This is a genomic window from Mesorhizobium sp. WSM3873 (assembly GCF_001672445.1).
In the GTDB taxonomy this organism is placed as follows: domain Bacteria; phylum Pseudomonadota; class Alphaproteobacteria; order Rhizobiales; family Rhizobiaceae; genus Mesorhizobium.
In genome coordinates this window covers 1-25839 of sequence record NZ_LYTM01000030.1, presented here as the reverse complement: position 1 = coordinate 25839, position 25839 = coordinate 1, and the positions used below count along the sequence as shown (strand labels likewise).

At 64.0% G+C, this 25839-nt stretch carries 35 protein-coding genes and 1 tRNA gene; 15 read left to right on the top strand and 21 right to left on the bottom strand.

From position 1 onward, the window contains the following. Positions 1-11 precede the first annotated feature (11 nt). Both A9K71_RS19050 and gcvA read right to left on the bottom strand, forming a co-directional pair. Positions 12-1322 carry a sugar ABC transporter substrate-binding protein gene (locus A9K71_RS19050; protein WP_066999167.1) on the bottom strand — a complete coding sequence of 437 codons (1311 nt, stop codon included), beginning with the start codon at positions 1320-1322 and terminating at the stop codon, positions 12-14. 162 nt (positions 1323-1484) lie between these two features. Next, on the bottom strand, positions 1485-2393 hold the full coding sequence (gcvA, locus tag A9K71_RS19045) for a transcriptional regulator GcvA (RefSeq protein ID WP_066999164.1): 909 nt from the start codon (positions 2391-2393) through the stop codon (positions 1485-1487). A 109-nt stretch (positions 2394-2502) separates the two neighbouring features. Here gcvA and A9K71_RS19040 point away from each other — a divergent pair, with 109 nt between their 5' ends. After that, positions 2503-2688, top strand: coding sequence for a hypothetical protein (locus tag A9K71_RS19040; RefSeq protein WP_066999161.1), 186 nt, complete (start codon positions 2503-2505; stop codon positions 2686-2688). A 63-nt stretch (positions 2689-2751) separates the two neighbouring features. Here the strand turns inward: A9K71_RS19040 and A9K71_RS19035 are convergent, their stop codons facing one another. Next, positions 2752-3711, bottom strand: coding sequence for a sugar-binding transcriptional regulator (locus A9K71_RS19035; protein WP_066999158.1), 960 nt, complete (start codon positions 3709-3711; stop codon positions 2752-2754). A gap of 201 nt (positions 3712-3912) precedes the next feature. On the opposite strand from A9K71_RS19035, the gene A9K71_RS19030 reads away from it, so the two are divergent. Further along, positions 3913-4545 (top strand): HAD family phosphatase, encoded by a 633-nt coding sequence (locus A9K71_RS19030; protein WP_066999155.1) that lies wholly within the window; start codon positions 3913-3915, stop codon positions 4543-4545. Positions 4546-4746: 201 nt separating this feature from the next. On the opposite strand, the gene A9K71_RS19025 is transcribed toward A9K71_RS19030, so the two are convergent. The 7 genes from A9K71_RS19025 to ureC all read right to left on the bottom strand — a co-directional run bounded on the left by A9K71_RS19025 (position 4747) and on the right by ureC (position 10314). Continuing rightward, entirely contained in the window at positions 4747-5514 is a 768-nt protein-coding gene (locus tag A9K71_RS19025) for a class II aldolase and adducin N-terminal domain-containing protein (protein WP_066999213.1), read from the bottom strand. A gap of 66 nt (positions 5515-5580) precedes the next feature. Beyond that, positions 5581-6213, bottom strand: coding sequence for an urease accessory protein UreG (gene ureG / locus A9K71_RS19020; RefSeq protein WP_066999151.1), 633 nt, complete (start codon positions 6211-6213; stop codon positions 5581-5583). Beyond that, positions 6210-6650, bottom strand: coding sequence for a DUF3995 domain-containing protein (locus A9K71_RS19015; protein ID WP_066999149.1), 441 nt, complete (start codon positions 6648-6650; stop codon positions 6210-6212). The genes ureG and A9K71_RS19015 overlap by 4 nt, the downstream gene beginning before the upstream one ends. Then, entirely contained in the window at positions 6647-7318 is a 672-nt protein-coding gene (locus A9K71_RS19010) for an urease accessory protein UreF (RefSeq protein ID WP_066999211.1), read from the bottom strand. The genes A9K71_RS19015 and A9K71_RS19010 overlap by 4 nt, the downstream gene beginning before the upstream one ends. Further along, on the bottom strand, positions 7311-7889 hold the full coding sequence (locus A9K71_RS19005) for an urease accessory protein UreE (protein WP_066999146.1): 579 nt from the start codon (positions 7887-7889) through the stop codon (positions 7311-7313). Before A9K71_RS19005 ends, A9K71_RS19010 begins: the two co-directional genes overlap by 8 nt. Further along, positions 7886-8491, bottom strand: a complete 606-nt coding sequence (locus tag A9K71_RS19000; RefSeq protein WP_066999144.1) for a glutathione S-transferase family protein — start codon at positions 8489-8491, stop codon at positions 7886-7888. Before A9K71_RS19000 ends, A9K71_RS19005 begins: the two co-directional genes overlap by 4 nt. A gap of 107 nt (positions 8492-8598) precedes the next feature. After that, complete coding sequence (gene ureC / locus A9K71_RS18995; RefSeq protein WP_197504252.1) at positions 8599-10314, bottom strand: urease subunit alpha; 1716 nt, start codon at positions 10312-10314, stop codon at positions 8599-8601. 164 nt (positions 10315-10478) lie between these two features. On the opposite strand from ureC, the gene A9K71_RS18990 reads away from it, so the two are divergent. Beyond that, a complete protein-coding gene (locus tag A9K71_RS18990) occupies positions 10479-10850 on the top strand; it encodes a hypothetical protein (RefSeq protein ID WP_066999139.1) in 372 nt (123 codons plus the stop codon). Positions 10851-10967: 117 nt separating this feature from the next. Beyond that, positions 10968-11486: a hypothetical protein gene (locus A9K71_RS18985; protein WP_245299678.1), complete on the top strand. Its 519-nt coding sequence runs from the start codon at positions 10968-10970 to the stop codon at positions 11484-11486. Between the two features lie 20 nt (positions 11487-11506). On the opposite strand, the gene A9K71_RS18980 is transcribed toward A9K71_RS18985, so the two are convergent. The 5 genes from A9K71_RS18980 to A9K71_RS18960 are packed head-to-tail and all read right to left on the bottom strand — an operon-like array spanning position 11507 to position 13887. Next, entirely contained in the window at positions 11507-11812 is a 306-nt protein-coding gene (locus A9K71_RS18980) for an urease subunit beta (RefSeq protein ID WP_066999133.1), read from the bottom strand. A 7-nt stretch (positions 11813-11819) separates the two neighbouring features. After that, positions 11820-12413 carry a HupE/UreJ family protein gene (locus tag A9K71_RS18975; protein ID WP_066999130.1) on the bottom strand — a complete coding sequence of 198 codons (594 nt, stop codon included), beginning with the start codon at positions 12411-12413 and terminating at the stop codon, positions 11820-11822. Between the two features lie 26 nt (positions 12414-12439). Next, positions 12440-12694 (bottom strand): DUF1272 domain-containing protein, encoded by a 255-nt coding sequence (locus tag A9K71_RS18970; RefSeq protein WP_066999128.1) that lies wholly within the window; start codon positions 12692-12694, stop codon positions 12440-12442. Between the two features lie 10 nt (positions 12695-12704). Then, the gene (locus tag A9K71_RS18965) at positions 12705-13007 is read right to left on the bottom strand and encodes an urease subunit gamma (RefSeq protein ID WP_066999125.1); all 303 of its coding nucleotides are present in this window, start codon (positions 13005-13007) and stop codon (positions 12705-12707) included. Positions 13008-13044: 37 nt separating this feature from the next. Next, the gene (locus A9K71_RS18960) at positions 13045-13887 is read right to left on the bottom strand and encodes an urease accessory protein UreD (protein WP_066999209.1); all 843 of its coding nucleotides are present in this window, start codon (positions 13885-13887) and stop codon (positions 13045-13047) included. A gap of 197 nt (positions 13888-14084) precedes the next feature. Between A9K71_RS18960 and A9K71_RS18955 the strand changes: the two genes are divergently transcribed. The 3 genes from A9K71_RS18955 (at position 14085) to A9K71_RS18945 (ending at position 16455) form a co-directional block, all read left to right on the top strand. Continuing rightward, on the top strand, positions 14085-14339 hold the full coding sequence (locus A9K71_RS18955) for an acyl carrier protein (RefSeq protein ID WP_040975089.1): 255 nt from the start codon (positions 14085-14087) through the stop codon (positions 14337-14339). Between the two features lie 4 nt (positions 14340-14343). After that, positions 14344-15552 carry a beta-ketoacyl-[acyl-carrier-protein] synthase family protein gene (locus tag A9K71_RS18950; RefSeq protein ID WP_066999123.1) on the top strand — a complete coding sequence of 403 codons (1209 nt, stop codon included), beginning with the start codon at positions 14344-14346 and terminating at the stop codon, positions 15550-15552. A 198-nt stretch (positions 15553-15750) separates the two neighbouring features. Next, complete coding sequence (locus A9K71_RS18945) at positions 15751-16455, top strand: glutathione S-transferase N-terminal domain-containing protein (RefSeq protein ID WP_066999120.1); 705 nt, start codon at positions 15751-15753, stop codon at positions 16453-16455. A gap of 6 nt (positions 16456-16461) precedes the next feature. On the opposite strand, the gene A9K71_RS18940 is transcribed toward A9K71_RS18945, so the two are convergent. The 3 genes from A9K71_RS18940 to A9K71_RS18930 all read right to left on the bottom strand — a co-directional run bounded on the left by A9K71_RS18940 (position 16462) and on the right by A9K71_RS18930 (position 18758). Continuing rightward, entirely contained in the window at positions 16462-16770 is a 309-nt protein-coding gene (locus tag A9K71_RS18940; RefSeq protein WP_066999117.1) for a hypothetical protein, read from the bottom strand. A 146-nt stretch (positions 16771-16916) separates the two neighbouring features. After that, the gene (locus A9K71_RS18935) at positions 16917-17528 is read right to left on the bottom strand and encodes a nucleoside triphosphate hydrolase (protein WP_066999115.1); all 612 of its coding nucleotides are present in this window, start codon (positions 17526-17528) and stop codon (positions 16917-16919) included. A gap of 123 nt (positions 17529-17651) precedes the next feature. Beyond that, entirely contained in the window at positions 17652-18758 is a 1107-nt protein-coding gene (locus A9K71_RS18930; RefSeq protein ID WP_066999112.1) for a hypothetical protein, read from the bottom strand. 459 nt (positions 18759-19217) lie between these two features. Here A9K71_RS18930 and A9K71_RS18925 point away from each other — a divergent pair, with 459 nt between their 5' ends. From A9K71_RS18925 to A9K71_RS18900, 7 genes are all read left to right on the top strand, one after another. Then, complete coding sequence (locus tag A9K71_RS18925) at positions 19218-20141, top strand: D-alanyl-D-alanine carboxypeptidase family protein (protein WP_066999110.1); 924 nt, start codon at positions 19218-19220, stop codon at positions 20139-20141. A 522-nt stretch (positions 20142-20663) separates the two neighbouring features. Beyond that, positions 20664-21590 (top strand): DUF1003 domain-containing protein, encoded by a 927-nt coding sequence (locus A9K71_RS18920; protein WP_066999107.1) that lies wholly within the window; start codon positions 20664-20666, stop codon positions 21588-21590. A gap of 256 nt (positions 21591-21846) precedes the next feature. Further along, positions 21847-21923, top strand: a tRNA-Arg gene (locus A9K71_RS18915). Continuing rightward, entirely contained in the window at positions 21916-22284 is a 369-nt protein-coding gene (locus tag A9K71_RS32915; protein ID WP_197504251.1) for a DUF1488 domain-containing protein, read from the top strand. The genes A9K71_RS18915 and A9K71_RS32915 overlap by 8 nt, the downstream gene beginning before the upstream one ends. Positions 22285-22366: 82 nt before the next feature. Beyond that, a complete protein-coding gene (locus A9K71_RS18905) occupies positions 22367-22570 on the top strand; it encodes a DUF982 domain-containing protein (RefSeq protein WP_066999101.1) in 204 nt (67 codons plus the stop codon). A gap of 56 nt (positions 22571-22626) precedes the next feature. After that, complete coding sequence (locus A9K71_RS32120; protein WP_197504250.1) at positions 22627-22782, top strand: hypothetical protein; 156 nt, start codon at positions 22627-22629, stop codon at positions 22780-22782. A gap of 196 nt (positions 22783-22978) precedes the next feature. After that, positions 22979-23731, top strand: a complete 753-nt coding sequence (locus A9K71_RS18900; RefSeq protein WP_066999207.1) for an NYN domain-containing protein — start codon at positions 22979-22981, stop codon at positions 23729-23731. A 41-nt stretch (positions 23732-23772) separates the two neighbouring features. Here the strand turns inward: A9K71_RS18900 and A9K71_RS18895 are convergent, their stop codons facing one another. From A9K71_RS18895 to A9K71_RS31630, 3 genes are all read right to left on the bottom strand, one after another. Further along, positions 23773-24030, bottom strand: a complete 258-nt coding sequence (locus A9K71_RS18895) for a hypothetical protein (protein WP_066999098.1) — start codon at positions 24028-24030, stop codon at positions 23773-23775. 127 nt (positions 24031-24157) lie between these two features. Then, positions 24158-24406: a DUF982 domain-containing protein gene (locus A9K71_RS18890; RefSeq protein WP_066999095.1), complete on the bottom strand. Its 249-nt coding sequence runs from the start codon at positions 24404-24406 to the stop codon at positions 24158-24160. Further along, positions 24333-24740, bottom strand: coding sequence for a hypothetical protein (locus A9K71_RS31630; protein ID WP_245299679.1), 408 nt, complete (start codon positions 24738-24740; stop codon positions 24333-24335). Before A9K71_RS31630 ends, A9K71_RS18890 begins: the two co-directional genes overlap by 74 nt. A 433-nt stretch (positions 24741-25173) precedes the next feature. Here A9K71_RS31630 and A9K71_RS18885 point away from each other — a divergent pair, with 433 nt between their 5' ends. Beyond that, positions 25174-25383: a cold-shock protein gene (locus tag A9K71_RS18885; protein WP_066999092.1), complete on the top strand. Its 210-nt coding sequence runs from the start codon at positions 25174-25176 to the stop codon at positions 25381-25383. Positions 25384-25839 lie beyond the last annotated feature (456 nt).

Here is a 25839-nt window from a genome sequence, read left to right as displayed (position 1 = left end):
CGGGAGGAGCCTTACTTGAGGTAGCCGCCTTCGGTCATCGCGGCGGTCGCCGCGTCCTGGGCCTGCTTCAGCGCATCATCGACGCTCGACTGGCCGGCAAGGGCGGCGGAGAAGAGCTGACCGACGGTGGTGCCGAGGCCCTGGAATTCCGGGATGGCCACGAACTGCACGCCGACATAGGGCACCGGCTTGACGGTCGGATGCGTCGGGTCGGCGGCATTGATGGAGTCCAGCGTCATCTTCGCGAACGGCGCTGCCTTCTGGTACTCCGGATTGTTGTAGAGCGAGGTCCGGGTTCCGGGCGGAACGTTGGCCCAGCCTTCCTTCGAAGCCACCAGTTCGAGGTAGTGTTTCGAGGTCGCCCAGGAGACGAACTTCTCGGCGGCGTCCGCCTTCTTGGTGCCGGCGGGGATGGCGAGAGACCATGCCCACAGCCAGTTGCCGCGCTTGCCGAGACCCTTGTCGGGCGCCAGCGCATAGCCGACCTTGTCGGCGACCTGCGAGGCCTTCGGGTCGGAGACGAAGGACGCGGCGACGGTGGCATCGATCCACATGCCGCACTTGCCCTGCTGGAAGAGCGCAAGATTCTCGTTGAAGCCGTTGGAGGACGCGCCCTCAGGACCGTCTGCCTTCATCAGGTCGACATAGAACTGCAGCGTGTTCTTCCATTCCGGCTGGTCGAATTGCGGCTTCCAGTTCTCATCGAACCAGCGGGCGCCGAAGGAGTTCGACATGGCGGTCAGGAAGGCCATGTTCTCGCCCCAGCCGGCCTTGCCGCGCAGGCAGATGCCGTTCACGCCATTGGCCCGATCGGTCATCTTGTCGGCGGCCTCCTTGATGAAGTCCCAGGTCGGCGCGTCGGGCATTTTGAGCCCCGCCTTCTCCATCAGGTCCTTGCGGTACATGACGAAGGAGCTCTCGCCGTAGAAGGGCGCGGCATAGAGCTTGCCGTCGACCGAAAGGCCGCCGGCAATGGCCGGGATGATGTCCTTGACGTCGTAGTCGTCGCCGAGCTTCTCGAGCGGCAAGAGCCAGCTCTGCTTGGCCCAGATCGGAACCTCGTAAGTGCCGATGGTCAAGACGTCGTACTGGCCACCCTTGGTGGCGATGTCGGTGGTGACGCGCTCGCGCAGCACGTTCTCTTCGAGCGTGACCCAGTTGAGCTGGATGTCGGGATTGGCCTTCGTGAAGTCGTCCGTCAGCTTCTGCATGCGGACCATGTCGCCATTGTTGACGGTGGCGATGGTGATGGATTCGGCATGCGCGGCGAATGCAAGGGCGCTGGCCGACAACAGGCCCAGGGTGAGCGTGCGAAGTTTCATCAATTCCTCCCTAAAACCAAGATGAGCATTTGCCTTGGCTGTGGGCAATTACTCACTAAGTGTGAATTATGTCAAGCCGGAATCGATGCTGCAGCGCAGCACAAATCGATGTCGCGCCCGTCTGGGCGATGCGTAGCGGAGACGGCAGGCTGTGATGTCGGGCTACTGGCAGGCGATCTCGGCGAGAATCCAATCGCGGAAGGCGCGGATCTTCGGTACGTTGCGCCGGGCCGTGGGATAGACGAGCCAGTAAGCGTGGCCGTCGTCTCCTACAAGGTCGAAGGGCTGGATCAGCCTGCCGTCGGCAAGCTCGTTCTTGAACAGGGCGCTGGTGACGATCGCAACACCTTGCCCGGCCATCGCGGCATTGGCCTCATAGGCCTGCGCGCCCATGCTGGTGCCGGGGCGGCTGGCGAGTTCCTCCGCGGGCAGGCCGGCGAGCGCGAACCATTCCTGCCACCAGATGTCGCCGGGATCGAGGATGGGGAGCTTGAGCAGGTCGGCCGGCTCCTTGACGCCGCCGATGCTCGCCGCAAGCCTGGGGCTGAGCACCGGAGTGAAGTCGGCCCTGAACAGCATATGCGTTTCCACGCCCGGCCACTTGCCGCCGCCGGAGCGGATGGCGATGTCGACGTCCTCGCGCGCGAAATCGACGACTCGGTTCGAGGTGTCGACGCGCACGGCAAGCGAGGGGTGCGCGACCTGAAAGGATCCCAGATGCTGCGCCAGCCAGTTCGAGGCGAAGGTGAGCAGGGTGGAAACGCAAAGCACGCCGTCGGCGCCGGCTCGGGCGGCCGCATAGGCGCCGCTCAGCAGCGCGAATGCCTCGCTGACAGCCGGCGCAAGACGCTGGCCGGGTTCGGTCAGCTCGATCTGCCGTGGACGGCGCAGGAACAGCGGCGCGCCGATGCGCTCTTCCAGAAGCTTGATCTGATAGCTCGCGGCGGCCTGGGTCATGCCGAGCTCCTCGGCGGCCTTGGTGAAGGAGAGGTGTCTGGCCACGGCCTCGAACACCCGAATCGCCTGCAGGGGCGGGAGCTGGACATTCTGCCGGGAGCTCAGATCGGGCATAAGGCCTCTTTATGGGTCATGATCGACGTTTGATTGGAAGCACGTGCCGATCAGCCCGATATTTGGGTCGACGATCACTCCAGTTCAAGCATAGCGAAGGCTGACGATCATGACCCCGATACAGGAAAAACTCGATTCGACCCCAATACATGGATGGATTTCGCTGCTGGCGCGGGAATTCTCGTGGTTCGCCAGCCGCAGGCGCGGCTATGTCGATGTCCGAGAACTGTCGGAGCACCTGCAGCGGGACATGGGCTTCCTCGACGGCAACGATCCGCATGGACGCTACAAATAGCCGGGTTTCTTTTTATCGCCAACGGCTCGTCGCGTCAGATTCGGCCCGAACCCAGCATCACGATCACGCGCCGCCGAGCAGGGCGGTGGCTGTCCGTTCATCGGTGATGAGGCCATTGACCAAACGCCGGTTCACGGCGGCGAGGATGCCCGGCAGCTTGCGCTCACCCATGGCAAGCGCGATGACCAAGGACTTCTCGCGTGACGGCAAGGCGGCGGACGAAACGCGGTCGTTGGTGATGCCTTCGATCATGCGGCCTTCGCGGTCGAAAACCCAGCCGACGATCTCGGCGACGCCGCCGGCTTTCTGCAGCGCCTTCAGTTCCCCCTCCGAGATGAAGCCGTCCTCATAGAGGGGCGCCTTCGGGCCGAGATCGCCGATGCCGACGAAGGTGACGTCGGCCTCCGCGGCCAGCGCCAGCGTCGGCTGGATCATCGGCTGGCTGAGCAGCATGTCGCGCTCTTCCGGCGAGGAGGCGATGACCGGCAGCGGCATAGGGAAGGAGCGCGCCTTGACCCGGTCGGCCATGGTGAAGATGACGTTGTAGAAGGCGGCCGAGCCGTCGGGCGAGATGTTGCCGGTCAAGGACACCACCTTGTGCTGCGGGCACTCCATCGGCGGCAACAGCTCGATCGCCGCCTTCAGGGTGCGCCCGGTGCCGATCGCCATGACGATGGGGGCGGCGGAGCGCAGCCGCCGCTCGATCTCGGCAGCCGCCGCCTCGGCGACGCCGATCGTCGTCGAGGACGAGGTCGGATCGCTCGGCACCACCTCGACGAGATCGAGCGCGAAACGCGACTTCAGCCGCGCGGCAAGGTCGAGGCAATTGGCGATCGGATGATCGACGCGGACCTTGATCAGCCCTTCCGACATGGCCAGCGACACGAGCCGCTGCGCCGTCTGCCTGGAAATACCGAGCTTGGCGGCGATCTGATCCTGGGTATTGCCGGCAACATAGTAGAGCCAGCCGGCGCGCGCGGCGTCGTCCAACCTGGTGCTGCCGGTTTCCTGTCGCGCGTTCACATCCTGCCTCCCCAAGCCAGAAATAGCGGGCCCTCTAGATTACAGCGAAAGCGGCCCTGCGCAATTGTCAATTGAAAGAGCAATTGCTTGCGCCCCTGCCGACCAAGGATGGCACCATTCGCGCTCGCCTCAACCATTTGCCGGGAGAGCGGTTTATCTCTGACCGGAAACCCTTTAAGGGATCGGCAAAAGGAGCCTTGCATGACGCCGAAAGCGGTTTTCTGGGACATGGACGGCACGCTGGTCGACAGCGAGCCGCTGCACGAGGCAGCACTTGTGGCGGCTTTGCGCAGCGTCGGCATCACGCCGCCGACCGACCTGCACGAACGGGTGCTGGGCGTCGCGGCATGGCCGGTCTACGAAATGCTGCGCGACCAGTTCGGCCTCGACCTGCACTTCGATGACTGGATCGTGCGCAAATACGACCACTATCTGCCGATGGCCGAGACGCTCAAGCCGCGGCCCGGCGCGATCGAGGTGTTCAACCAATTGCGCGCGCTAGGCGTCGAGCAGGCGGTGGTGTCCAATTCCGACCGGCTGATCGTTGACGCCAATCTCGGCGCGGTCGGTCTCGTCTATCCCGGCATGCACACGGTGAGCCGAAACGACGTACGCCAAGGCAAGCCGCATGCGGAACCCTTCCTGCGCGCGGCCTATCTCGCCGGTGTGGATCCGGCCGACGCGGTCGCGGTCGACGACAGCCGCACCGGCGCGATGGCCGGCCTGGCTGCCGGCATGAAGACGATTTTCTGGCCGGAAGCGCCGATGGAAGGACCGCCCGGCGCAATCGTCATTAACAGCGCCGAGGAACTGCGGGCGCAGTTGGGTCTCTGAATAGACTTTCAGGCGTCGACGCTGCCCCTCGTCCGCCTGCCGGCACCTTCTCCCCGTGACTACTGGGAGAAGGGACACGCTCCGACGCTGGCGATCCCCCTTTCATCGTCCTTCACGGGGAGAGGTAAGGGTGAGCGGCAGCGCCCGGCTTCGAAAATAGGCGAAAGCCAAGCCTCCAGCGTCAACCCACAACCGCGGGGCTCAGTTCCTGTAGACCGGCTCTTCCTCGTCGAGGATTGCCTTCAGCTCGGCAAGGTGGCGCTCGGCTTGGCCGGGATAGTCGTCCATCTCGCTCGCCGTCTTTTCCGCGATCTCGTCGGAGAGCGTGCGCAGCGGCCGGCCGGTCCACAGCGCCTTGATGTAGGTCTCGGCGGCACGCTCGAAATAGAACATGCGATTGAAGGTGTCGGCGACAGAATCCCCGATGACCATCACGCCGTGATTGCCCATGACCATCACCTTGACCCTGGGATCGACGAGCAGTTTCGAGCAGCGCTCGCCCTCCTCTTCGAAGGCCAACCCGCCATAATGAGGGTCCACGACATGGCGGTTGAAGAACATGGCCGAGTTCTGGTCGATCGGCGGCAAGGTGGAGTCGGCCAGCGAGGCAAGCACCGTGGCGTGGATCGAATGCACATGCATGGCGCAGCGCGCATGCGGCACGTTGCGGTGGATGGCGCCGTGCAGGCCCCAAGCCGTCGGGTCGGGCGCGTTGGGGCCGGAGAGCGTTTCGGGATCGTTGGCGTCGATCAAAAGCAGATCGCTCGCCTTGATACGCGAGAAATGCACCTGGTTCGGGTTCATCAGGAACTTCGTGCCGTCCTCGTTGACCGACAGCGAGAAATGATTGGCGACCGCCTCATGCATGTTGAGCCGCGCCGTCCAGCGGAAGGCGGCGGCGAGATCGACCCGCTCCTGGTAATAAGGCAGGTTGGTCAGCATTTCCTTCTGCAGACGGGCAAGGCTCATCGAAAATCCTCCGGTTTGGCCGAGCATGCCGTGCATGGCGGCTGCCAGCAACCGCAAACTGATGGGTCAGGCGGCAGGCCGTGCCGATTGCAGCCCGCCCAGCTCGACGATGAACTCGATCACCTCCTGTAGACCCTTGCCGCGCGACAGATCGGTGAAGCCGAATGGCCGCTTGCCGCGCATGCGGGCGGCGTCCGCCTGCATGACGTCGAGGTTGACGTTCACATAGGGCGCCAGATCGCTCTTGTTGATGACGAGGAAGTCTGAGCGGGTGATGGCCGGGCCGCCCTTGCGCGGTATCTCCTCGCCCTGGCAAACGGAAATGACATAGAGGGTCAGATCGGCAAGGTCCGGCGAGAAGGTGGCGGCGAGATTGTCGCCGCCCGATTCGATGAAGACGATGTCGAGGTCGGGGAATTTGCGGTGCAGCTCGGCGATCGCCCGCAGGTTGATCGAGGCGTCCTCGCGGATGGCCGTATGCGGACAGCCGCCGGTCTCCACGCCGACGATGCGCTCCTCCGGCAGCGCCTGCAGGCGCGCCAGCATCATGGCGTCTTCCTTGGTGTAGATGTCGTTGGTGACGACGGCGATCGAGAACCTGTCGCGCAGCGCCTTGCAGAGCTTTTCGGTGAGCGTCGTCTTGCCGGAACCGACGGGACCGCCGATGCCGATGCGCAGGGGACCATTGGCTTGGCTCATGCCGGAAACTCCGTGATGGCGAGGATTGCGAAGCCCAGCCCGATCAACAGGCAGAGCGGCGAGTAGAGGCGCTGGTCGAGCCGTGCGAAAGGCTGCTCCGGCGTCAGCCCGCGCCACCAGGGCGTGAAGCCGGCGATACCTCGCCCCAAGAAGACGATGCCGAAGAGCAGCGCGGTAGCGGCAAGGCCCTGCCTGGGAAAGGGCGAGGCGAAGACGCCTTCAAGGGCCAGCGGCCATAGCGTCGCGAGCGCCAGGCACGCGGCGACGGCAAAGCTCGCGACGGGCGAGGGCATGTCATCCACGCCGCGAAAGCCGACGACGGCGCGGGCGCAGGATTTCGCGTCCTTTCCCGGCCAGATGCCGCCTATGCCCCAATAGACGTGCAGCGTGGTGATCAGCAGCAGGATGAGGGAGAGGACAAAGGCAAGAATGATCATGAGCGGAACAGACGCGAATATTGGGTTTCGTGCTTCATCGCGGCAATGTCGGATTTCAAGGCCGAGCCGCCGAGATCATCGAGCGTGGAGTTCGCGGCGCGAGCAGCTGTCGCGAGCGCCAACGGTTCGAAGCCGGCTACCAAAGATGTGGCGTCGACCTGTCCTACAACGCCGAGCCGGATAGCGGCCTGCACGAGGTTGGAGAAAAAGGCCTGCAGGAAGGCCGACAGCGCGTCCGCCAAGCCGATGCCATCGCTGCCAGCGATCGCGCCGACAGCGACGCAATAGGGGCAATCCGCAGGCAGCCGCTCCAGCGGATGACAGGGCCAGGCAGAGGCGGCTTTTTGGAAGGCGGCGCCCTGGAGCATGGTTTCCACGTGGCGCTCCTGCGATCCGGCAAGCGCCTCGGCAAGCGCGGCAACTTCGGCGATATCGCCGCCGTCACGCGCGCGCCGCCAGCTTTCGGCAAAGAGCACCGCATCGTTCCAGCCCGAGCCCATCTCGACCAGCGTCTCCAGCCACTCGGCGAGATCCCCGCGATCGGCGACAAGTCCGTCATGCACGGCCCTTTCGAGGCCATGACTGTAGGAGAAGCCGCCGACCGGAAAGGACGGCGACAGCCAGGCCATCAGCCGCAGCAGTGCGGCACCGGACGGTTGGTCAGTCATGGTGATGGTGGTGATCGTGGTCGTGGTCATGATGGCCATGCGCGTGATGATGATCGTGATGGTCGTGGCCGTGATGATCATGCGCATGGCCATGGTCGTGGCCATGTCCGGAATAGGCGCCGCGCACGGGACTGAACGGTTCCAGCACCTCGCTGACCACGGCGCCGAGCCCTTCCAGCATCGCCTTGATGACATGGTCGCGCAGGATGAGGATACGGTCCGCCTCGATTGCCGCCGCGAGGTGGCGGTTGCCGATATGCCAGGCAAGCTCGGTGAGATGCACGGTGTCGCGGGCGCGGATGTCGTAGACCTCTTCGGGCGCGGCGACGATCTTGAGCTGGCGGCCGTCCTCCAGCACCAGCCGGTCGCCATTGCCGAGCGCCACCGGCTCGGGCAGATCGACCAACACTCTGTCGCCGCCGGCGGTTTCGATGGCGCGGCGGCGTAGATGCCGCTCGTCATGCGTCAAGATAGCCTTGTCGAAAGGTGTCGCCGCTCCGCCCTCGCCGGCCGGGAGCACCGAGACGGCGCGCGGAAATTTGGTGAAATCGGTGTTGATGTTGAGCTTCATTTCATGGCTCCGCCATTGGCTTGCGCCCGCGCCCGGGCGGGTCGCGACAGCACGCGATCGAAATAGGCGTTGACGCGATCTGAGTCGACCGGGAACCGGCCGGCGCGCGCCCAACCACCCATATCGCCGAGCAGAACGTCGACGGCGGAAAAGCGGTCGCCGAGCGCGAAGGGCTTGTCGCCGAGCCGGCGGTGCAGCGCCTTCACTTCCGAAGCGAAATCATGGGCGGCGGCAGGGCCGACATCGACGCGCAGCTCCTTGGGCAGGATGAAGCGGTGGCGCAGTTTGTTCCACAGCGGCGCTTCGAACTCGCTCTGAGCAAAATGCATCCAGGAATCCATCTCGGCGCGGCCGGCGAGCCCGGGATTGGCGCCCATTCCCTTATCGGCATGCTTGTGCGCCAGATAGACGCAGATCGCCGCCGAATCGGTGATCGTCAGCTCGCCGTCGATCAGGATCGGCACCTTGCCGGAAGGGTTCAGCGCATAGGCCTCGGGCGAGCGCAGCTTCACCTCTACGAACTCATAGGTTTGCCCGAGCTCCTCGAGCATCCAGAGCACGCGGCTCACCCGCGAACCTCGTGATCCGACGGCTTTGTACATGGTTGGAATCCTGCCTTTTCCTGGAGCCTAGACCATCCAAGCCATCAGCCCAATGGCGATCAGGCGATGAGGTCGAAGAGCCGCAGGACGAATCAAATGCGGTAGCGCTAAAACAGAAAATACCGTTGCGCCATCGGCAGCACGGTCGCCGGCTCGCAGGTCAAGAGCTCGCCGTCGGCGCGCACCTCATAGGTTTCCGGGTCGACCTCGACGTGCGGCGTGGCGTCGTTGAGCACCATCGAATGCTTGCCGATGCCGCCGCGCGTGTTCTCGACCGCGACCATCGCCTTCTCTACGCCAAGCCTGCCCTGCAAGCCGGCATCAAAAGCCGCCTTGGAGACGAAGGTGACCGCGGAGTTGGTCAGCGCCTTGCCGTAGGCGCCGAACATCGGCCGGTAGTGCATCGGCTGCGGCGTCGGGATCGATGCGTTGGGATCGCCCATCGGGGCGGCGGCGATTGTGCCGCCTACCAGCACCATCTCCGGCTTGACGCCGAAGAAGGCCGGGTTCCACAGCACGAGATCAGCGCGTTTCCCGGCCGTCACGGAGCCGATCTCCTTCGACAGGCCATGCGCGATGGCCGGATTGATGGTGTATTTGGCGATATAGCGGCGGACCCGGAAATTGTCGTTGTCGCCCGTCTCCTCAGCCAGCGCACCGCGCTGGCGCTTCATCTTGTCGGCGGTCTGCCAGCAGCGGATGGCCACCTCGCCGACGCGGCCCATGGCCTGGCTGTCGGACGAGATGATCGAGAAGGCGCCGATGTCGTGCAGGATGTCCTCGGCCGCGATCGTCTCCTTGCGGATGCGGCTTTCGGCAAAGGCGATGTCCTCGGGAATCGACGGCGACAAATGATGGCAAACCATCAGCATGTCGAGATGCTCGGCCAGGGTGTTGACCGTGTAAGGCCGCGTCGGGTTGGTCGATGACGGGATCACGTTGGGCAGGCCGCAGACCTTGATGATGTCGGGCGCATGCCCGCCGCCGGCGCCTTCGGTGTGGAAGGCATGGATGGTGCGGCCCTTGATCGCGGCAACCGTGTTCTCGACAAACCCTGACTCGTTCAGCGTGTCGGTGTGGATCATCACCTGCACGTCATAGTCGTCCGCGACCGAAAGGCAGCAGTCGATCGCGGCCGGCGTCGTGCCCCAATCCTCATGCAGCTTCAGCGAGCAGGCGCCGGCGAGCACCATTTCCTCCAGCGCCGCCGGCCGTGACGCATTGCCCTTGCCGGACAGCCCGATATTCATCGGGAAAGCGTCGAAAGCCTGGATCATGCGCGCCATGTGCCAGGGGCCGGGCGTGCAGGTGGTGGCCAAGGTGCCATGCGCCGGACCGGTGCCGCCGCCGAGCATCGTGGTGATGCCGCTCATCAGCGCTTCCTCGATCTGCTGCGGGCAGATGAAGTGGATATGCGCGTCGAAGCCGCCGGCCGTCAGGATTTTGCCCTCGCCGGCGATGATCTCGGTGCCCGGACCGATGATGATGGTGACGCCATCCTGGGTGTCCGGATTGCCTGCCTTGCCGATCGCGGCGATGCGACCGTCCTTCAGGCCGATATCGGCCTTGACGATCCCGGCGAGCGCGTCGACGACCAGGGCGTTGGTGATGACGGTGTCGATGGCACCGCCCGCCCTGGAAACCTGGCTCTGGCCCATGCCGTCGCGGATGACCTTGCCGCCGCCGAATTTCACTTCCTCGCCATGGACGGTGAAATCCTTCTCGACCTCGATAACGAGCTCGGTGTCGGCAAGCCGCACCTTGTCGCCGACCGTGGGGCCGTACATCTGCGCATAGGCGGCACGGGAAATTCTTGCCATCAGCGATTGCTCCCAAAAGCGAGTTTGTGTGGGCGCGGAGCGCACATTGTCGCCATCCAATGGTCATGCAATGACCCGCTCGACGACACCTTCCGATCCCATTTGGCGGTTGAGGTGACCGAGTCAGCCCAAAACGACCGTTTTCCAAACCGAGGGAAGGAATATCCATGCGAAAGACGATACTTTTCGCGGCCGCCGCCAGCTTGATGATGGCGGGTGCGGCCGGCGCGCAGCAGCAGCCCGCGCCGCAGCCGAGCCCGGGGCCTGCGGCACCTGCTGCCGCCGCGCCCAAGGCGCCGACGATCGAGAGCGTCAGCATCGTCGATATTACGGAACTGCCAAAGGACACGCAGACGCAGGTCAATCAGATCGTGGCGCAACGCGGCGACGCCGGCCTGCAGACCTTGCGCAAATCGATCGACGCGACACCCAAGGTGAAGTCCGCGCTCGAAGCCAAGGGGATGAGCTCGGCGCAGGTGATCGCCGCCAGCCTGCAACCCAATGGCGCGCTGACGCTGATCACCAAGAAGGCGAGCTGACGACCAATGCTGGCGGGCCGGTTGCAGGCCCGTCAGCATCATCGCAAACGGAACCTCCCGCCGACAGGACTCGTTTCGCCTTTTTCGCCCCGCCACAAGTTCAACCAGGAGCGAGCGATGGCGAGCGCCCCGTGCCCCGGAACAGGATTTCCAGCCCTTGTCTTTCCAGCCCTTGTGGTGGCCATGCTTCTCGTGGTCGCCGCCCCAGCGTTTCCCGCGCAGCCTGCGGACGGCAAGCCGCCACTGGACAGCACCAAGCCGGGTGCGACGATCGTCGATTCCGACGTGCGGCAGGAGGAGGCGCTGTCGAAGACAGAGGCCGGCAAGGTCATCACCGCCATCGACCGCACGCGCGACAATATCGGCACCGTGCGCAAGACAACCAAGCTGGATACCGTCGATATCGTTTTCCTGACGGATGCCGCGCGCAGCGAAGGCGGGCCGCCGCCTGCGATCGAGAACAAGGTGAAGCAGCATCAGGAAGACGTCGCGGAGCTGCGGCAGGAGATCGAAGCGAACGCCCTGCTCTTCAATGCGATCGATTCGCGACGCGTGCAGGCCGAGGACGTGCTTGCCGTCGAGTTCGACAATCCCGGGAAGGTCGTCATCTACGCGGCCGCCAAGCCGCCGAAGTGATTTGAGCGCGCCGCCACGCCTCACAGCTTGCCCATCACCTTCTGTTGAAATCCATAGACCTCGCGCTTGCCGCCGAGCGGCACCAGCGTGACGTCACGTTCCTGGCCCGGCTCGAAGCGCATGGCCGTGCCGGCGGCGATGTCGAGCCGCATGCCGCGGGCGCGTTCGCGGTCGAATTTCAGGCCCTCATTGGTCTCGAAGAAATGATAGTGGCTGCCGACCTGGATCGGACGGTCGCCGCTGTTGGCGACCTTGAGCGTCACCGTGGGCAGGCCCTTGTTCAACTCGATGTCGCCCTTTGACGTGATGATTTCGCCCGGGATCATCGCGGCCTCACAGAACGCCGAAGGCCAGGCCAGCGCCGACCGTCGCGCAGGCGGCGCCGGCAAGACGCGCCAGGGCGCGGAAGCGGAGCCCAAGACCGAGCGCGGCCGCGATGCCGATGCCATGAAGAAGCGCCGTCGCCACGGCGAAACCCGCCATATATTCGAGGCCGCCGGCATTCTCCGGCACTTCAGTGCCATGCGCATGGCCGTGGAACAGGGCGAACAGGCCGATGATGGCCACACCCGCCGAGACCGGCAGGTCGACCGCCAGCGCTACCAGCAACCCAAGGGCAACGACCGAAGCGAGGATACCCGGCTCGACGAAAGGCACCGGCACCTGCAGCATGCCGAGTGCTGCGCCCGCCATCATCACGCCGACAAAGGCCAGCGGCCATGCCCACACCGCCTTGCTGCCTTTCATCGCCGCCCACAGGCCGACCGCGATCATGACGGTCATATGGTCGAGGCCCGACAGCGGGTGCATGAAGCCCGCCGTGAAGGACGAGGTCGTGCCGACGCCGACATGGGCGTAAGCCGGCATCGCCGCCGCCAGGAAGAGGATCGCGGCAAGCGCGGTGCGTTTCGTCGAAGCGGAAATCATGGGCGGGTCCTTTTCGAATTGCCGACTCAGGCGGCCTTGCGGGGGCCGCAGCCCCCGGCCTTGAGCACGCGTTTGGTCGAGGCCGGGTATTTCTTCAACTTTGCCGCCGGCCGGATCGGCCGCGGCGCGAAATTGCCGCCGCAGTTCGGGCAGACACCGCCCAGAACATCTTGCGCACAATCGGCGCAGAAGGTGCATTCGAAGGTGCAGATCAGCGCATCCGCCGCCTCCGGCGGTAGATCCTTGTCGCAGCATTCGCAATTGGGTCTGAGTTCCAGCATCGGATCCTCCTCACCGGATCGGTTCGTGCACGGTCACCAGCTTGGTGCCGTCGGGAAATGTCGCCTCGACCTGGACGTCGTGGATCATCTCGGCAATGCCGTCCATGACCTGGGCCCGTGTGACGACGTGGGCGCCGGCCTCCATCAGCTCGGCCACCGAGCGGCCGTCGCGGGCGCCCTCGACGACGAAATCGGTGATCAGCGCGATCGCCTCGGGATGGTTGAGCTTGACGCCGCGTTCCATTCGCTTGCGCGCCACGATCGCCGCCATGGCGATCAGCAGCTTGTCCTTTTCACGCGGCGTCAGGTTCATGCGTCTTCTCGGTACTCAAGATCAAAGTAGTCGAAGGTCAAAGTGACCATAATTTGGGCAGGCCAGCCCGTCCGTTGAGCAGCTCGACGAGCGGAACTAGCCGCTTGCGGAGCTGGTAGCCGTCGCCGGCGGTGAGCCTCGCAAGAAGCTTGCCAGATTGCCCGACGCTCCAGAAACTGGCGCCACCCTGATCACCGATAATCGCGCGGGCAGGCTCCAGCATGGTTTCCGCATGCGGGGAGACGAGAAGCATCGTTGCAATTGCAAGCGCGCCACCGGCCACGGCCTGGCGCTGGAGCCCGGCCGCGATATCCGGGCCGATGCGAAAGTCCTCGGCGTGGATGAGCCTGCCACCCTGGCGAACCCGCCAGCGGTCATGAAAATTGCCCAGGACCGTCCGTTCGCCCATCGCAAGCCGGCCGAACAGCGTTGCCTCCAGGAGCAGCGCCTCGGCCCCGACCGCCAGCTCGATATCCAGCGCGCGGGCGAAGGCCGCGTGGTTGAAAACGATGGTTTCCTGCGGCAGCCAGGCAATGCGGCCGCCGGCGCCAACCGTGAGGCTGACCTTCGTCTCGGCCCGGTCGGATGCGGCGCGATAGATCTTCTCGCAGGCCTGGGTGGTGATCGATGCCGAGGCGCCCTCGCCGACCTCGATCTCCCAGCCCAGCCGGTCGCCGCCCGTCAGCCCACCGGCCGTGTTGATCAGCACGGCCTCGAGCGGGTCGCCTTGCACCGCCGGCATGCGAATCTTCGCCGATCCGTCCTGATAGAGACGTTGAAGGCGGGTCCTGCCGCGGCTCTTGCCGCAGAAAAGCCTGCCTCGCCCGGCAACACGTTGCGCGGCAGGCAGCGAAATCAGGATATCCTCGATCATGTCCACGGCGCCAACGTTAAGCACTCCACCGGCTTTGTCGATATATAGCTTGTTGCTTGACATCGTTTCGGTTTCTATAGAGGGAGCCACCTTGGAGCGGTCACACGGATTCCTGGCGAGGTAAGGGGCGACGACGTTTATGAATCCGGGGACACAGGGGCGCTGATCAGTTGGCGTCGGAAAACGACAGGGGAAGGAACCGAATGGCTGACCAGCTGACGACCGAAATCATCGAAAAGATCAAGGCGCATGCCGAACCTGGCGGCGAAGAAATCACGCCGAGCACGGATCTCAACACGCTGGGGATCCATTCGCTGGAATTGACCGAGATCATCTTCGATCTCGAGGAGAAGTACGGCATCGAGATCGAGATGAACACGGTCGACGCCTGGAGCAACCTCAAGAACGTCGGCGACATGGTCGAGGCGGTTCGCGAACTGATCGCGAAAAAAGCCTGACTGCATGCTCAAGCGCGTCGTCATCACCGGCATTGGCGGAATATGCGGGCTCGGCACCGATGTGCCGGCGATCTGGGACGCCATGCGCGCCGGCCGCTCGGCAATCGGCCCGATCGACAATCCTTCGCTGCATGACCTGAAGGTCAAAGTCGGCTCCGAAATCAAGGCGTTGCCCGATCACGGCATCGACCGCAAGCAGGTGGTGTCGATGGACCGCTTCAGCCTGCTGGCGGTGATCGCGGCGCGCGAAGCGATGCGGCAGTCCGGACTGGTCGCGCATACCGACAACACCTATCGGATGGGTGCCGTTGTCGGCGTCGGCGTCGCCGGCTTCGAGACGATCGAGGAAAATTACCGCGCGATCCTGATCGAGGGGCGCAACCGCGCTGCTATCTTCACCGTGCCGAAGGTTATGCCTGGCGCGGCCGCCGGCCAGGTCAGCATGAGTCTCGGCCTGCGCGGACCTGTGTTCGGCGTCACTTCGGCCTGCGCGTCGGCCAATCATGCCATCGCCTCGGCCGTCGACCAGATCCGGCTCGGGCGCGCCGACGTCATGGTCGCCGGCGGCACCGAGGCGCCGCTGGTCTGGGGCGTGCTCAAGGGCTGGGAGGCGCTGCGCGTGCTCTCGCCCGACACCTGCCGGCCGTTCTCGGCCGATCGCCAGGGCCTGTCGCTCGGCGAAGGCGCCGGCATGGCGGTGCTGGAAAGCTACGACCACGCGATGGCGCGCGGCGCCACCATCCTTGCCGAGATCGCCGGCGCGGGCCTCTCGGCCGACGCTTCCGACATCGTCGCGCCGACCGTCGAGGGACCGGAAGCGGCGATGCGCTTCTGCCTGGTGGATGCAGGGCTCAATCCCGAGGACGTCGACTATCTCAATGCGCATGGCACCGGCACCAAGGCCAACGACCAGATCGAGACCGCGGCGATCAAGCGCGTCTTCGGCGAGCATGTGAGCGCGCTCTCGGTCTCCTCGACCAAGTCGATGCATGCGCATTGCCTTGGCGCCTCGGGCGGGCTGGAGATGATCGCCTGCGTCATGGCGATCCGCGACGGCATCGTGCCGCCGACTGCCAATTTCCGCGAGCCCGACCCCGAATGCGATCTCGACGTGACGCCGAATGTGGCGCGCGAGCGCAAGGTGCGCGCGGCACTGAGCAACAGTTTTGCCTTCGGCGGCACCAATGCCGTGCTGGCCTTCAAGGCGATCTGAGACGGGCGATCTGAGATGGGCGACCCGACACGGGCGCTCGCCGGCGCCGGACGCGTTCCCATCCTTGCGGGTGCTTTGGCTGACTGACCGTCCATGGGGGGTCGATTGCCGGCCATATTGATCCCGAGGGGTCGGGATCCTAATTCTTGCCCACCCGCCACGCGGGCCGCCACGCGCCCATCCGCATCCGGAGCCCCGATGACCGACCTGTCCGCCTTTCCGATCGCCAAGCGCTGGCCGGCCAAGCATCCCGATCGCCTGCAGCTCTATTCGTGGCCGACGCCCAACGGCGTGAAGATTTCGATCGCACTGGAGGAGATCGGCCTGCCTTATGAGCCGCATCCGGTCGACATCGGCAAGAACGAGAGCTGGACGCCGGAGTTCCTGTCGCTCAACCCGAACGGCAAGATACCGGCAATCATCGATCCGAACGGGCCCGGCGGTAAGCCGATCGGGCTGTTCGAATCCGGCGCCATCCTGCTCTATCTCAGCGACAAGACCGGCAAGCTGATCCCGGCCGATCCCATCCGGCGCTACGAGACGATCCAGTGGGTGTTCTTCCAGATGGCCGCGATCGGCCCAATCTTCGGACAGGTCGGCTTCTTCAACAAATTCGCCGGGCGCGAGATCGCCGACAAGCGCCCGCTGGAGCGGTATCGCGACGAGTCGAGGCGCCTCATCGGCGTCCTGGAAACGCGGCTCAAGGGCAGGCAATGGATCATGGAAGACGAGTTCACCATCGCCGACGTCGCGACGCTCGGCTGGGTGCGCAACCTGATCGGCTTCTACGAGGCGCGCGATTTGGTCGGCTTCGACGATTTCCCCGGTGTCGCGGCATGGCTGGAGCGCGGCCTCGCACGGCCCGCCGTGCAGAGGGGCCTGACTATCCCGGCCAGGAGCTAAGTCGCTCTATTTGGGCTTGGCCTTGGCGCCGCCTCGGCCGAGCACGGATGCGGCAAGCCGCGCGGTGGCCACCACCGCGCCGGTCGCCACGCTTGCCACAGTGCGGATCGGCCCCGAGCTTGCCGCCGGCTTATGCGGCTTCGCGGCCTTCGCGGGGGCCTTGTGCGCGGTGCCGGGCACGACTTTCTTGGGCGCGGCCTTGCCGAAGCTCGGCTTGGCGTCCTTGGAGCGCTCGGCCGTTGCGGTAGCTGCACCAGCTCTGGATTGATTGGCTCTGCTTCTTGCAGGCGCGGGTTTTCTGGTCTTGGTTGCCATAAGACGGTTCCTGTTATCGCGCAATTCCGGAAGCCGTTACACGCTTTCTTTCCTGGAATCGCGTCAGTGCCGGACAATTCGGGTCATGGAGATAACGACCTGTAAATCTTAAGGTTCCCGCCCGAAAATGGTGAAAATTGAGCAGGTTAACCAATCACCAGGTCGGCCTCCCGGCGACGCGCCAGCACCCGCTCGATATTGGGCATGTCGTTGGAGGCGATCCAGGCGCGGGCGTCCTCGTCGGACTTGCCATGGCCGCGCCAGCGCTCCATCAGCCGGCGCTCGAGCTCGTCGCGCGGGACATCGACGAAAATGGTGAAATCGAACAGCTCTGCCAGCCGCGACCACGGCTCCTCGTCGAGCAGCAGATAGTTGCCCTCGACCAGGATGAACTTGGTGTCGGCGGAAATGATCTCGGCGGCGGCGCGCGAGAGTTCGATGCTGCGGTCGAAGACCGGAATGGCAATGTCCGGCTCGCCGGAGCGGATCCGCCTCAAAAGCGTCTCGAAGCCGGCAAAATCGAAGGTTTCCGGCGCCCCTTTTCGCGCGCGCAGGCCGCGCCGGTTGAGCACGATGTCGTCATAGTGGAAGCCGTCCATCGGCACGACTTCGGACGTGCCCTCCGGCAGCAATTCATGCAGCCTGCCCGATATGGTCGACTTGCCGGCTCCCGGCGGGCCGGCAATGGCAACGACGAAACGCTTGGCCTTGCCGGCGCGCTTGAAGATGGCGGCGGTGATATGGGCTAAGTCGGACATCAGCGCCTCTTCGCTAGCGACTCCGGCCGCATCTTGGCGGTACCGGGGAGAAATTTCAAACGGTTATAAGGCTCTGCCGCACGCCTTTGAGATCGGTCGGCATCCTATGGCGGAGCAAGGGCCTCAGGCGGGCACGGAACGGCCGATGCGCAGGAATTCGCCGTCGAACGGTATCTCCTTCGCTGAGCCATTCGGGGCAAGGACGCGCAGTCGATCGGTCGCTTGTTCCAGGCCGCTTGGCGGTTCGACGTCGGCTGCCGGAACCGCGCCGATGACATGGCGGAAGGAGACGCTGCGCCCTTCGGCAAGCGCGAAGGCCGTCGCCACGCCCTCATGCTTCAGCCAGTTGTCGCCGAGCGAGGCGGCGTGGCCGACCGCGGCGCGGCCGTCCTCGATGCCGAGCACGCCGACATGGCGGCCGCTCCAGGGCGCATAGTCGCGCCCGGCATTGCTGAACCACAGCATGGTGACCGGCAGCTCGGCCGGGTTCTTCAGCACCAGCACCAGATCCTGCTCGGCGCGGCGGGCGAGCGCCGTCCAGCCCGGCCCGCCATGATCGGCCTCGACCAGGGTGATGAAATCCTCGCGCCGGTCTTCCATGCGGTAGTCGGCGAGATCGGCGGTGCCGCCGGCCGCGAGCGGGAAACGGGTCAGGTCGGTGGCGCGGGCGGGATAGGCCAGGCGAAACCGGCCGCGCGCCGGATCGGGCTCCAGCGGGGTCGCCGGCGTGACCGCCAGACGTTTCGGCGAGAAGGCGAGCCGGCCGCCGTCCTGCATCGCCGTCATCGGATGGTGGGCGACGGAAATGGCGCCGGAACCGCCGGAGAAGATGTGTTCCTGGTAGAGGAAGGGATGGTTGTCGCGCAGCGTGAAGAGCTTGTCGATGGAAGCTCCCATCACCTTGCGCCGCAAGCGGAAAACGGCGCGCCAGCCGCCGGCGATGGCACTGCTTTCGACGACATCCCACTCGCTGTTGGCCGTCCAGCCGTGGAGGGGTGCTTCCTCGACATCGCTGGTGGAGAACGGCGCGCAGAGGAAGTCGCCGGACAGGCGCACCGTGCCTTCGGGGAGGTTTTGCGGCAAGGTCGCGCGCGGCGAGCCGACCCAGGGCGCGCGGTGCAGCGGTTTTAGGCGGCGGCCATCGGCCTCGATTTCCAGGGCGGCGATGTGGCCGACGGCGAGATCGAGGGAGACCGAGATGCCTTTTGCGTTGATGCTGAGGGTGTCCATTGCCAAAGCTCGAATCTTCGGTGACAACAAAGCCTGACCGGCGGCAGCGGCGCAAGCAGGGCGATAGGCATTTTGCATCAGGCGAATGCCACCAATTGTCGAACTCGGCGCTGCCCCTCACCTGCCTGCCGGCATCCTCTCCCCGTATAGTGACGGGGAGAGGGACGCTGTCGCCGTCGATTTCGCCAATCGCCAGTGTTGCAGGAAAAAGCGCCGAGGTTGCGGCTGGCCCCCTTCTCCCCGTTACTATACGGGGAGAAGGTGCCGGCAGGCGGATGAGGGGCGGCGCCAACTTCCAAGGCAATGCAACCTAGTGCGACCCGCCAAAAGCTGGGCAAATGCCTCATTCCCGCCGTTAACCAGTTGGACGGGGCGGATGCGGTACGCTAGCTTCGCCGCATCTCCGCAACCGTTTTTGAAACAATCTTGTCCACTCCGCTTTCGCTCCTCCAGAAATTGATGACCGCGCTGGTCCTGCTGCTCCTCATTGCCGGCTGCACCACCGCCGCGCCGCCGGAAACCGTGCTGGCCGTGCCGGCGCAGCCGCAGAAATATGCGGCGATCGTGGTCGACGCTTCGACCGGCAAGACGCTGTTCGAGGTCAATTCGACGGCGCAGCGCTATCCCGCGTCGCTGACCAAGATGATGACGCTCTACATGCTGTTTGAGGCGCTGGAGAGCGGCCGGGTGAGCAAGGAGACGCAGATCCCGGTATCCAACCACGCCGCCGCGCAGCCGCCGACGAAGCTGCGCTTCAGGCGCGGCGAGACGATCGACGTCGATTCCGCCATCCGCGCCATGGTGGTGAAGTCGGCTAACGACGTGGCGGTGGCGGTGGGCGAATATCTCGGCGGCGGCAGCGAGGAGCAGTTCGCCGCCATGATGACCGCCAAGGCGCGCCAGCTCGGCATGACCAGCACCCACTTCCGCAACGCCTGCGGCCTGCCCGACGACGGCCAGGTGACGACGGCGCGCGACATGGCGGTGCTGGGCATCGCGCTCCAGCGCCGCTTCCCGCAGCATTTCCACTATTTCTCCGAAAGCGACTTCATGTTCCGCGGCCGGCTGGTGCGCGGCCATAACGACATGCTGGGACGGGTGCGCGGCGTCGACGGCATCAAGACCGGCTATATCCGCGCCTCCGGCTACAACATCGTCACCTCCTACAATGCCGACGGCAGGCATTTAATCGTGGTGGTGATGGGCGCCCAAAGCGCGCGCCAGCGCAACGACCATGTCGAGGCGCTGATCCAGCGCAGCTTGGCGCCGATGAGCGCCGATGCGCAGACGCGGCTGATGTATGCCGGGCAGCAGCCGGCCGGTTCTGCGCTTCCGGGTGTGCCGGCGCCGAGTTCGTCGCTGCCCGGTCTGCCGGCGCAGTAGCGAAGTGCGGGTGGCGGCGGCAGCCTGCTCAAGCGACCGGCTTGACCTTTTGATGTAATTTACTGGCCAGGACCCCCACAGGGCCAGGACAGGCCAGGCGGTGGCGACCATGGCGCCAGCGAGGCAGGACCAATGCTTTCGACCGGTGGCGCTGCTCCTCACCTGCCTGCCGGCATCCTCTCCCCGTAAGTGACGGGGAGAGGGGCGCTCTCATCGCCGGTTTCGCCACTCGGCAGCGGTGCAGCGGAAGGCGCCGAGCCTGCGCCCAGCCTCCTTCTCCCCGTCTATACGGGGAGAAGGTGCCGGCAGGCGGATGAGGGGCGGCGCTGCCCCCAGAGATTTGCTGTTGCTCAGCAAGCCCTTTCAGCCAAATCTCCCAGAATTGGATCTATGTCTTTGCGCGCCGAAAGCACATCCATCCATCACAACAACTTGTTCGGTCACACCAGCTTCACAGTCGCGGTGGATATGCCGCGCCGGCTCGGCGTATCGTAACGAAGCCCGAGAAGAGGAGCACTGAGCATGGCCGGCGACCCGAAGGCATCCGCGCAGACAATGGCCGACACCGAAAACGACTCGGGCGGCGAATATCTTGAGGCGGCCACCGTGCCGGAAGATCAGCATGAGGCGGCGGACGAGATCCTCGAAGCGCCGGAGGTGCCGGATTCGGAGCCGCACCTGCCTGGCGCGGCGCGCGCAAAGCCCAAGAAAAAACCGTCGGCGATCAGCGGCCGGAAGTTCCGCAAGCGCGACCTGGTGCGCGTCGACGACCTCAGGCCGAGCCTCGCCGACCGCATCCGCTCCGACCATCCCGACCTGCCGCGCGGCGCCCGCATCAGCCGCGAGGAGCTTGCCCGCTACCGCATGCGCTACATGGAGGAATTGCTGCAGCAGGAGCATGGCGAGTTCTCCGAGCTCGACCGCCAAGTGGTGGAATCGATCGCCAGACAGGACACGATCTCGGAAAACTCGGAAGAAGAGTTCGAGGAGCGCCGCTCCTTCGCCGACCGCGTCTCCGACGACATGGCGGCCTTCGGCGGCAGCTGGTGGTTCCTGATCTCGTTCGCGGCGGTGCTTCTGATCTGGATCGGCCTCAACCTCGTCGAGGGCGCGGCCGCCGCCTTCGATCCCTACCCGTTCATCCTGCTCAACCTCTTGCTCTCCTGCATCGCCGCCATCCAGGCGCCGATCATCATGATGAGCCAGAAGCGGCAGGAGGCGAAGGACCGGCTGCGCTCCTTCAACGACTACCGGGTGAACCTCAAGGCCGAGCTCGAAGTGCGGCACCTGCACGAAAAGCTCGACTACCTGATCTCGCGCCAATGGCAGCGCCTGGCCGAGATGCAGCAGATGCAGCTCGACGCCATGCACGAGCTGACCGCCAAGAAGCAGAAGCGGGCGACGCGCGGGGTGCAGCGGAGGGTGGCGGAGAGCGACGCGGAGGGGTGAAAGGGCTGGCGAGAGCTTGCGCCTGAACAACGCTCGGAAATCTCGATGCATTGCCGAAGCGGGCCACCGGCCTCCGATCCCCACATCAGTTGGGACCGCTCGCTCTCGACTCCGGCACCTCCACCGGACGAATACCAGCCTGCCCGCTATTGCGAATATTCCGCCAGGCCAATTGCCCGTTGAAGCCGGCACGCGCTTCCGCTAAGAAGCCGTGGCTGGCCGGCTCACCGGCCGGTTCGTTTTCCGGTTCCGGGAAGCACCCGTAGCTCAGCTGGATAGAGCGCTGCCCTCCGAAGGCAGAGGTCACAAGTTCGAATCTTGTCGGGTGCGCCAAGAAAATCAACGGGTTAAAAGCCAACAGCCGGACATTTGCCGACCGTCCCACATTGTGTTCCCACACAACGCCTTGCCAAGTATCTCTTTACCAGGGTCATGGGAGCCGAGCCGTAGCTTCGATGAGGTACGCAATGCCGTCTGCTTCATTGGCCATGACGGCATGTTTCAAATCCGTTTCTTCATCGAGGCAGAGGCGCTGGCCAAATCCGGTGTTGCCCTGGGCGGAAACGGAAGCGCCGAGACGGCTTGTCTTTCGGCATTTGACAACTTACGAACCTCTATCCAGGACGTGGCCGGCAAGGTTTATGCCCGCAACCGCCGCGAGTCGTATACTTTGACAGCCGCCGATTTCCGGTAGCGCGTCCGGGTGCGATTCAAGCGGGTAACAATACGCCCCCTGCCACGCTCGTCTTTGCATGCAATCGGGCGTAGGATGCACGATGGCAGCCAAAATTCCGGTTCCCGTGGCTGTCTATATCGCCGGTCCGATCGGCTTCACTGTCATTGAGTCTGTCGCACAGGCATCCGATTTCCTGTTCAACCATTGGCCTGGAAACGACAGCCTAGCTTGGACGGACGCGATGAAGTGCTGCGCCGGAGATGCTGCTGCCGAGGACGCGATTGTCATTTCTCACCGCGCTTGAGGCTGCGGGCCATTTTTGCCTAGGGAGACTACCATACCTGCATACGGAGAGTTCGAATGGCGCTGAAGCCCAACTATCGATACGAGCGGAGTCAACGAGACAAGGCCAAGGCGGCCAAGAAAGAAGCTAAGCTTGCGGGGAAAGCTGCGAAGGAGAAACCTTCATCCATAGAGCAGAAAGAAGCGCGAGAGCCGGCTGCTGAGGAAAGCTGAGGCATGGCGATGACAGAGCGCGAGACGGACACCTTCGAAATCGACGTGGAATGTCCCCGTTGCCATCATCAGGCAAAGACCCTCGTCGGCTGGATTCGTACTCACACCCAGATGGAATGCTCCAACTGCGGCGACATCATTGACATTGAGAGCAAAAACTTCAGGTCGCACGAACAGCGCTAGGGGAAGCTCTATGATACCGTCCGAGCTGCGGTCGCCGCGCCTAGCCGTTCTGATCGATGCCGACAATGCCTCGGCCAAGATCGCCGACGGGCTGTTCGAGGAGATCGCCAAGATTGGCGAGGCCAGCGTGCGTCGCATCTACGGCGATTTTTCAAGCTCGCGCTCGAAAGCGTGGGCCGACGTTCTTTCGAAGCACGCAATCATACCCCAGCAGCAATTCGCCTACACGACAGGCAAGAACGCCTCCGACATCACGCTCGTCATCGACGCGATGGACCTCCTCCATAGCGGTCGGTTCGACGGTTTCTGCCTGGTTTCCTCCGACAGTGATTTTACCCGGCTGGCCGCCCGCATCCGCGAGCAGGGCATCGACGTGTTCGGCTTCGGCGAACAGAAGACGCCCGAGAGTTTCCGACAGGCATGCCGGCGATTTGTCTACACCGAGAATCTGCTTCCGTCTGCGCCGGGCAACGAACCTGAGGCGGTATCGAGCGTGAAGCCATTGCAACCGCCCTCAGCGGCCGTGCCGATCATTCGGAAGATCATCGCGCAGATGGAAAGCGAGGATGGCTGGGTTCCGCTCGGTGCGGTCGGCACGCAGCTTGCCAATCTGGCCTCCGACTTCGATCCCCGCACCTTTGGTTTTCGCAAGCTAAGCGATCTCGTCCGCAAGACGAACGCGTTCGAAATCGACCGCCCGGAGGGCGGAACGTTGCGCATCAGAATCAAACCGCAGGCAGCGCGAAGGGGAGGGCGGAAGACGTGACCGGTACGGCGCAGCTATCCGAGTCCTTGCAGGTTGGCTATTTATCGACCGCCTGGCTTTTCCATGCTCGCCCGGTCCTGTTCTGTGCGCAGCTGGTCGAGCAGATCGATCAAGGCTTCGCCTTCGGGCGAGCCAGGCCCGCGGGCCATGAACGTCTCGATGTCAACCTCGGAGGGTTGACCGCCCGAAGCCCGGTTTGGCTCATGCCTCACGAAAATCTCATCGCGCTCGCCGACCTTAACGACCAGCCAGCGGTCGCCGTTGGAACTTGTGTAGAATGCCCGTGACGGGTTTGACATGGCGGACCTCCTTTGACCTGTCTGCAAACGGCATCACGCTGGTCATCTATTCATGTCGGTTGGCCAGGTAACTACCCTCGGCGTGCGGATAGATATATCCCGCGTGTCCCTCGGCAAGCCCGCTCCGTTATTGCCCCACCAGGATACCAGCCTCGCGCGCAGCCAAAGCGAACGCCCGCCGAACGCTCGATATGGGCTTTTTGTCCGCGCTGGCATCGTGGCAAGCCTGGAGCGCGGCGCGATGTGACGGTCCACGCTTGCCCGGCCACTTCCGAAGCAGAAATGACGAGCATTCGTAAACGTTAGTGATGATCGTCTCGGCGCCTTGAGCACCGGCGCGAACAGTCACCGGCTGAGTGAATTTGGGATTTTGCATCGCTGTCCTTAGGGCATCGACGCCTGGATAGCGAGGCAATTCCACGTTCCGCCCCAATTCGCGCGGGGACCTCCCAGTTCGCGGTCAAGCCGTTTTGTTGACGCGAGGTGTTTCTCCTGGTCGAGGATCTGCTGAGCAGCTTATGCGTTGATCGTGCTCGAGCTCCTGCGCCCATTCCCCAAAGAGGCGGCCGGGCAATGTGATGGGTGCTCAACCGCGTGGCAGGCCGCCAGCAAACCGGCCTTGAGAGGATCGGGCCGCCGACTTCCAAGCGAGGCCCTTCGATAACGTCGTATTTCTCGCCGGAAGTCTTCTTGCCGGTCGACTTGAACACCTGTTCGATTTTCGTGAGCTGACCCTTCGTTTCCTTAAAGTGGTCCTCCGCGGGGGAATTGGCATGGAGAAAGAGCGGACGCAACGAATGGTTCTGTGTCACCACCCGGCCTGGCGATTTTCCGCCACTCGCGGTGATCGTCCCGCCATCCAGGTCGGATGGTGGATTACGCAATCAGCTGCCGAGTGCCATTCTAGAACCGACTCGCCAGTTGGAAGGCCGTCGGTCTTGAAAGGCGAGAATTAGTGCCGGCCGCGCCTTGTTTAGAACACTGAACTGGTCTATGTTGCAAATATCGATCTTGTCTGTCGAACTTTGTTTCTGACGCGAAACGCGTCTTCGGCGATCTTCTCCTCTCAAAATCGATCTGAACCGTTTGCCGTGTGTCTTGCACGGCAAGCAATTTTCTATGGATGATTGAAAGGAAATCGCCATGAATACGGGAACCGTAAAGTTCTTCAATTCGACCAAAGGCTTCGGCTTCATCGAGCAGGGTGGCGGCCAGCCGGACGTGTTCGTCCACATCTCCGCTGTCGAGCGGGCCGGTCTGCGCTCACTGGTCGAGGGCCAGAAACTCAGCTTCGAACTCGTGAAGGACAACCGTAACGGCAAATTCGCGGCCGAGAACCTGCAAGCCGCATAAATTATTGCGCTGGCCGTTGACCACGGATGTACTGGCACAGGCCACAGAGCGCAGATCAGAGAGGTCGGGCAAGCCCGGCCTTTTTTGTTTTCCGATTTCGAGAGCGCATCATGCGACACCCGATATACCGCCCGACCGCGATCGAAACAAAGCAGGACGCCACAGCCAGGGCCGCCCGCCAAAATTATCGACGCTGAAGACGCCGCGCGAGAACAGAAGACCGAGCGGTTAAGGCTGGCGAGGCTTGCCAGGGAGGCAACAAATACGTACACGCCGACGGCGAAGAAGCCAACGAACGGGCGTAGGCACGGCTAGCTGTATCAGCGATACGATCACAACAACGGGCAGGAAGCTGCGACGGGTTTGTCAGCCATGCCTCAAGTTCTGATGTCAGTTGCCGGAAGGTGGCGCACAATACCAGCTTGCCCCCTGCCCAAACCCGGCAAGCTGGTATTG

What these genes read in the sequence shown, in the direction of transcription:
- A9K71_RS18980 (WP_066999133.1), bottom strand. Translation starts at nt 11,812, where the DNA reads ATGATCCCGGGCGAAATCATCACGTCAAAGGGCGACATCGAGTTGAAC.
- ureG (WP_066999151.1), bottom strand. Translation starts at nt 6,213, where the DNA reads ATGAGCCAAGCCAATGGTCCCCTGCGCATCGGCATCGGCGGTCCCGTC.
- A9K71_RS19015 (WP_066999149.1), bottom strand. Translation starts at nt 6,650, where the DNA reads ATGATCATTCTTGCCTTTGTCCTCTCCCTCATCCTGCTGCTGATCACC.
- A9K71_RS18895 (WP_066999098.1), bottom strand. Translation starts at nt 24,030, where the DNA reads ATGTCAAACCCGTCACGGGCATTCTACACAAGTTCCAACGGCGACCGC.
- A9K71_RS19030 (WP_066999155.1), top strand. Translation starts at nt 3,913, where the DNA reads ATGACGCCGAAAGCGGTTTTCTGGGACATGGACGGCACGCTGGTCGAC.
- A9K71_RS18990 (WP_066999139.1), top strand. Translation starts at nt 10,479, where the DNA reads ATGCGAAAGACGATACTTTTCGCGGCCGCCGCCAGCTTGATGATGGCG.
- A9K71_RS18925 (WP_066999110.1), top strand. Translation starts at nt 19,218, where the DNA reads ATGACCGCGCTGGTCCTGCTGCTCCTCATTGCCGGCTGCACCACCGCC.
- A9K71_RS19000 (WP_066999144.1), bottom strand. Translation starts at nt 8,491, where the DNA reads ATGTACAAAGCCGTCGGATCACGAGGTTCGCGGGTGAGCCGCGTGCTC.
- A9K71_RS18970 (WP_066999128.1), bottom strand. Translation starts at nt 12,694, where the DNA reads ATGCTGGAACTCAGACCCAATTGCGAATGCTGCGACAAGGATCTACCG.
- A9K71_RS18940 (WP_066999117.1), bottom strand. Translation starts at nt 16,770, where the DNA reads ATGGCAACCAAGACCAGAAAACCCGCGCCTGCAAGAAGCAGAGCCAAT.
- A9K71_RS18920 (WP_066999107.1), top strand. Translation starts at nt 20,664, where the DNA reads ATGGCCGGCGACCCGAAGGCATCCGCGCAGACAATGGCCGACACCGAA.
- A9K71_RS18905 (WP_066999101.1), top strand. Translation starts at nt 22,367, where the DNA reads ATGGCAGCCAAAATTCCGGTTCCCGTGGCTGTCTATATCGCCGGTCCG.
- A9K71_RS32120 (WP_197504250.1), top strand. Translation starts at nt 22,627, where the DNA reads ATGGCGCTGAAGCCCAACTATCGATACGAGCGGAGTCAACGAGACAAG.
- A9K71_RS18945 (WP_066999120.1), top strand. Translation starts at nt 15,751, where the DNA reads ATGACCGACCTGTCCGCCTTTCCGATCGCCAAGCGCTGGCCGGCCAAG.
- A9K71_RS19010 (WP_066999211.1), bottom strand. Translation starts at nt 7,318, where the DNA reads ATGACTGACCAACCGTCCGGTGCCGCACTGCTGCGGCTGATGGCCTGG.
- A9K71_RS18965 (WP_066999125.1), bottom strand. Translation starts at nt 13,007, where the DNA reads ATGAACCTGACGCCGCGTGAAAAGGACAAGCTGCTGATCGCCATGGCG.
- A9K71_RS19050 (WP_066999167.1), bottom strand. Translation starts at nt 1,322, where the DNA reads ATGAAACTTCGCACGCTCACCCTGGGCCTGTTGTCGGCCAGCGCCCTT.
- A9K71_RS19040 (WP_066999161.1), top strand. Translation starts at nt 2,503, where the DNA reads ATGACCCCGATACAGGAAAAACTCGATTCGACCCCAATACATGGATGG.
- A9K71_RS18955 (WP_040975089.1), top strand. Translation starts at nt 14,085, where the DNA reads ATGGCTGACCAGCTGACGACCGAAATCATCGAAAAGATCAAGGCGCAT.
- gcvA (WP_066999164.1), bottom strand. Translation starts at nt 2,393, where the DNA reads ATGCCCGATCTGAGCTCCCGGCAGAATGTCCAGCTCCCGCCCCTGCAG.
- A9K71_RS19005 (WP_066999146.1), bottom strand. Translation starts at nt 7,889, where the DNA reads ATGAAGCTCAACATCAACACCGATTTCACCAAATTTCCGCGCGCCGTC.
- A9K71_RS18950 (WP_066999123.1), top strand. Translation starts at nt 14,344, where the DNA reads ATGCTCAAGCGCGTCGTCATCACCGGCATTGGCGGAATATGCGGGCTC.
- A9K71_RS18930 (WP_066999112.1), bottom strand. Translation starts at nt 18,758, where the DNA reads ATGGACACCCTCAGCATCAACGCAAAAGGCATCTCGGTCTCCCTCGAT.
- A9K71_RS19025 (WP_066999213.1), bottom strand. Translation starts at nt 5,514, where the DNA reads ATGAGCCTTGCCCGTCTGCAGAAGGAAATGCTGACCAACCTGCCTTAT.
- A9K71_RS18985 (WP_245299678.1), top strand. Translation starts at nt 10,968, where the DNA reads ATGGCGAGCGCCCCGTGCCCCGGAACAGGATTTCCAGCCCTTGTCTTT.
- A9K71_RS18935 (WP_066999115.1), bottom strand. Translation starts at nt 17,528, where the DNA reads ATGTCCGACTTAGCCCATATCACCGCCGCCATCTTCAAGCGCGCCGGC.
- A9K71_RS18975 (WP_066999130.1), bottom strand. Translation starts at nt 12,413, where the DNA reads ATGATTTCCGCTTCGACGAAACGCACCGCGCTTGCCGCGATCCTCTTC.
- A9K71_RS18885 (WP_066999092.1), top strand. Translation starts at nt 25,174, where the DNA reads ATGAATACGGGAACCGTAAAGTTCTTCAATTCGACCAAAGGCTTCGGC.
- A9K71_RS18890 (WP_066999095.1), bottom strand. Translation starts at nt 24,406, where the DNA reads ATGCAAAATCCCAAATTCACTCAGCCGGTGACTGTTCGCGCCGGTGCT.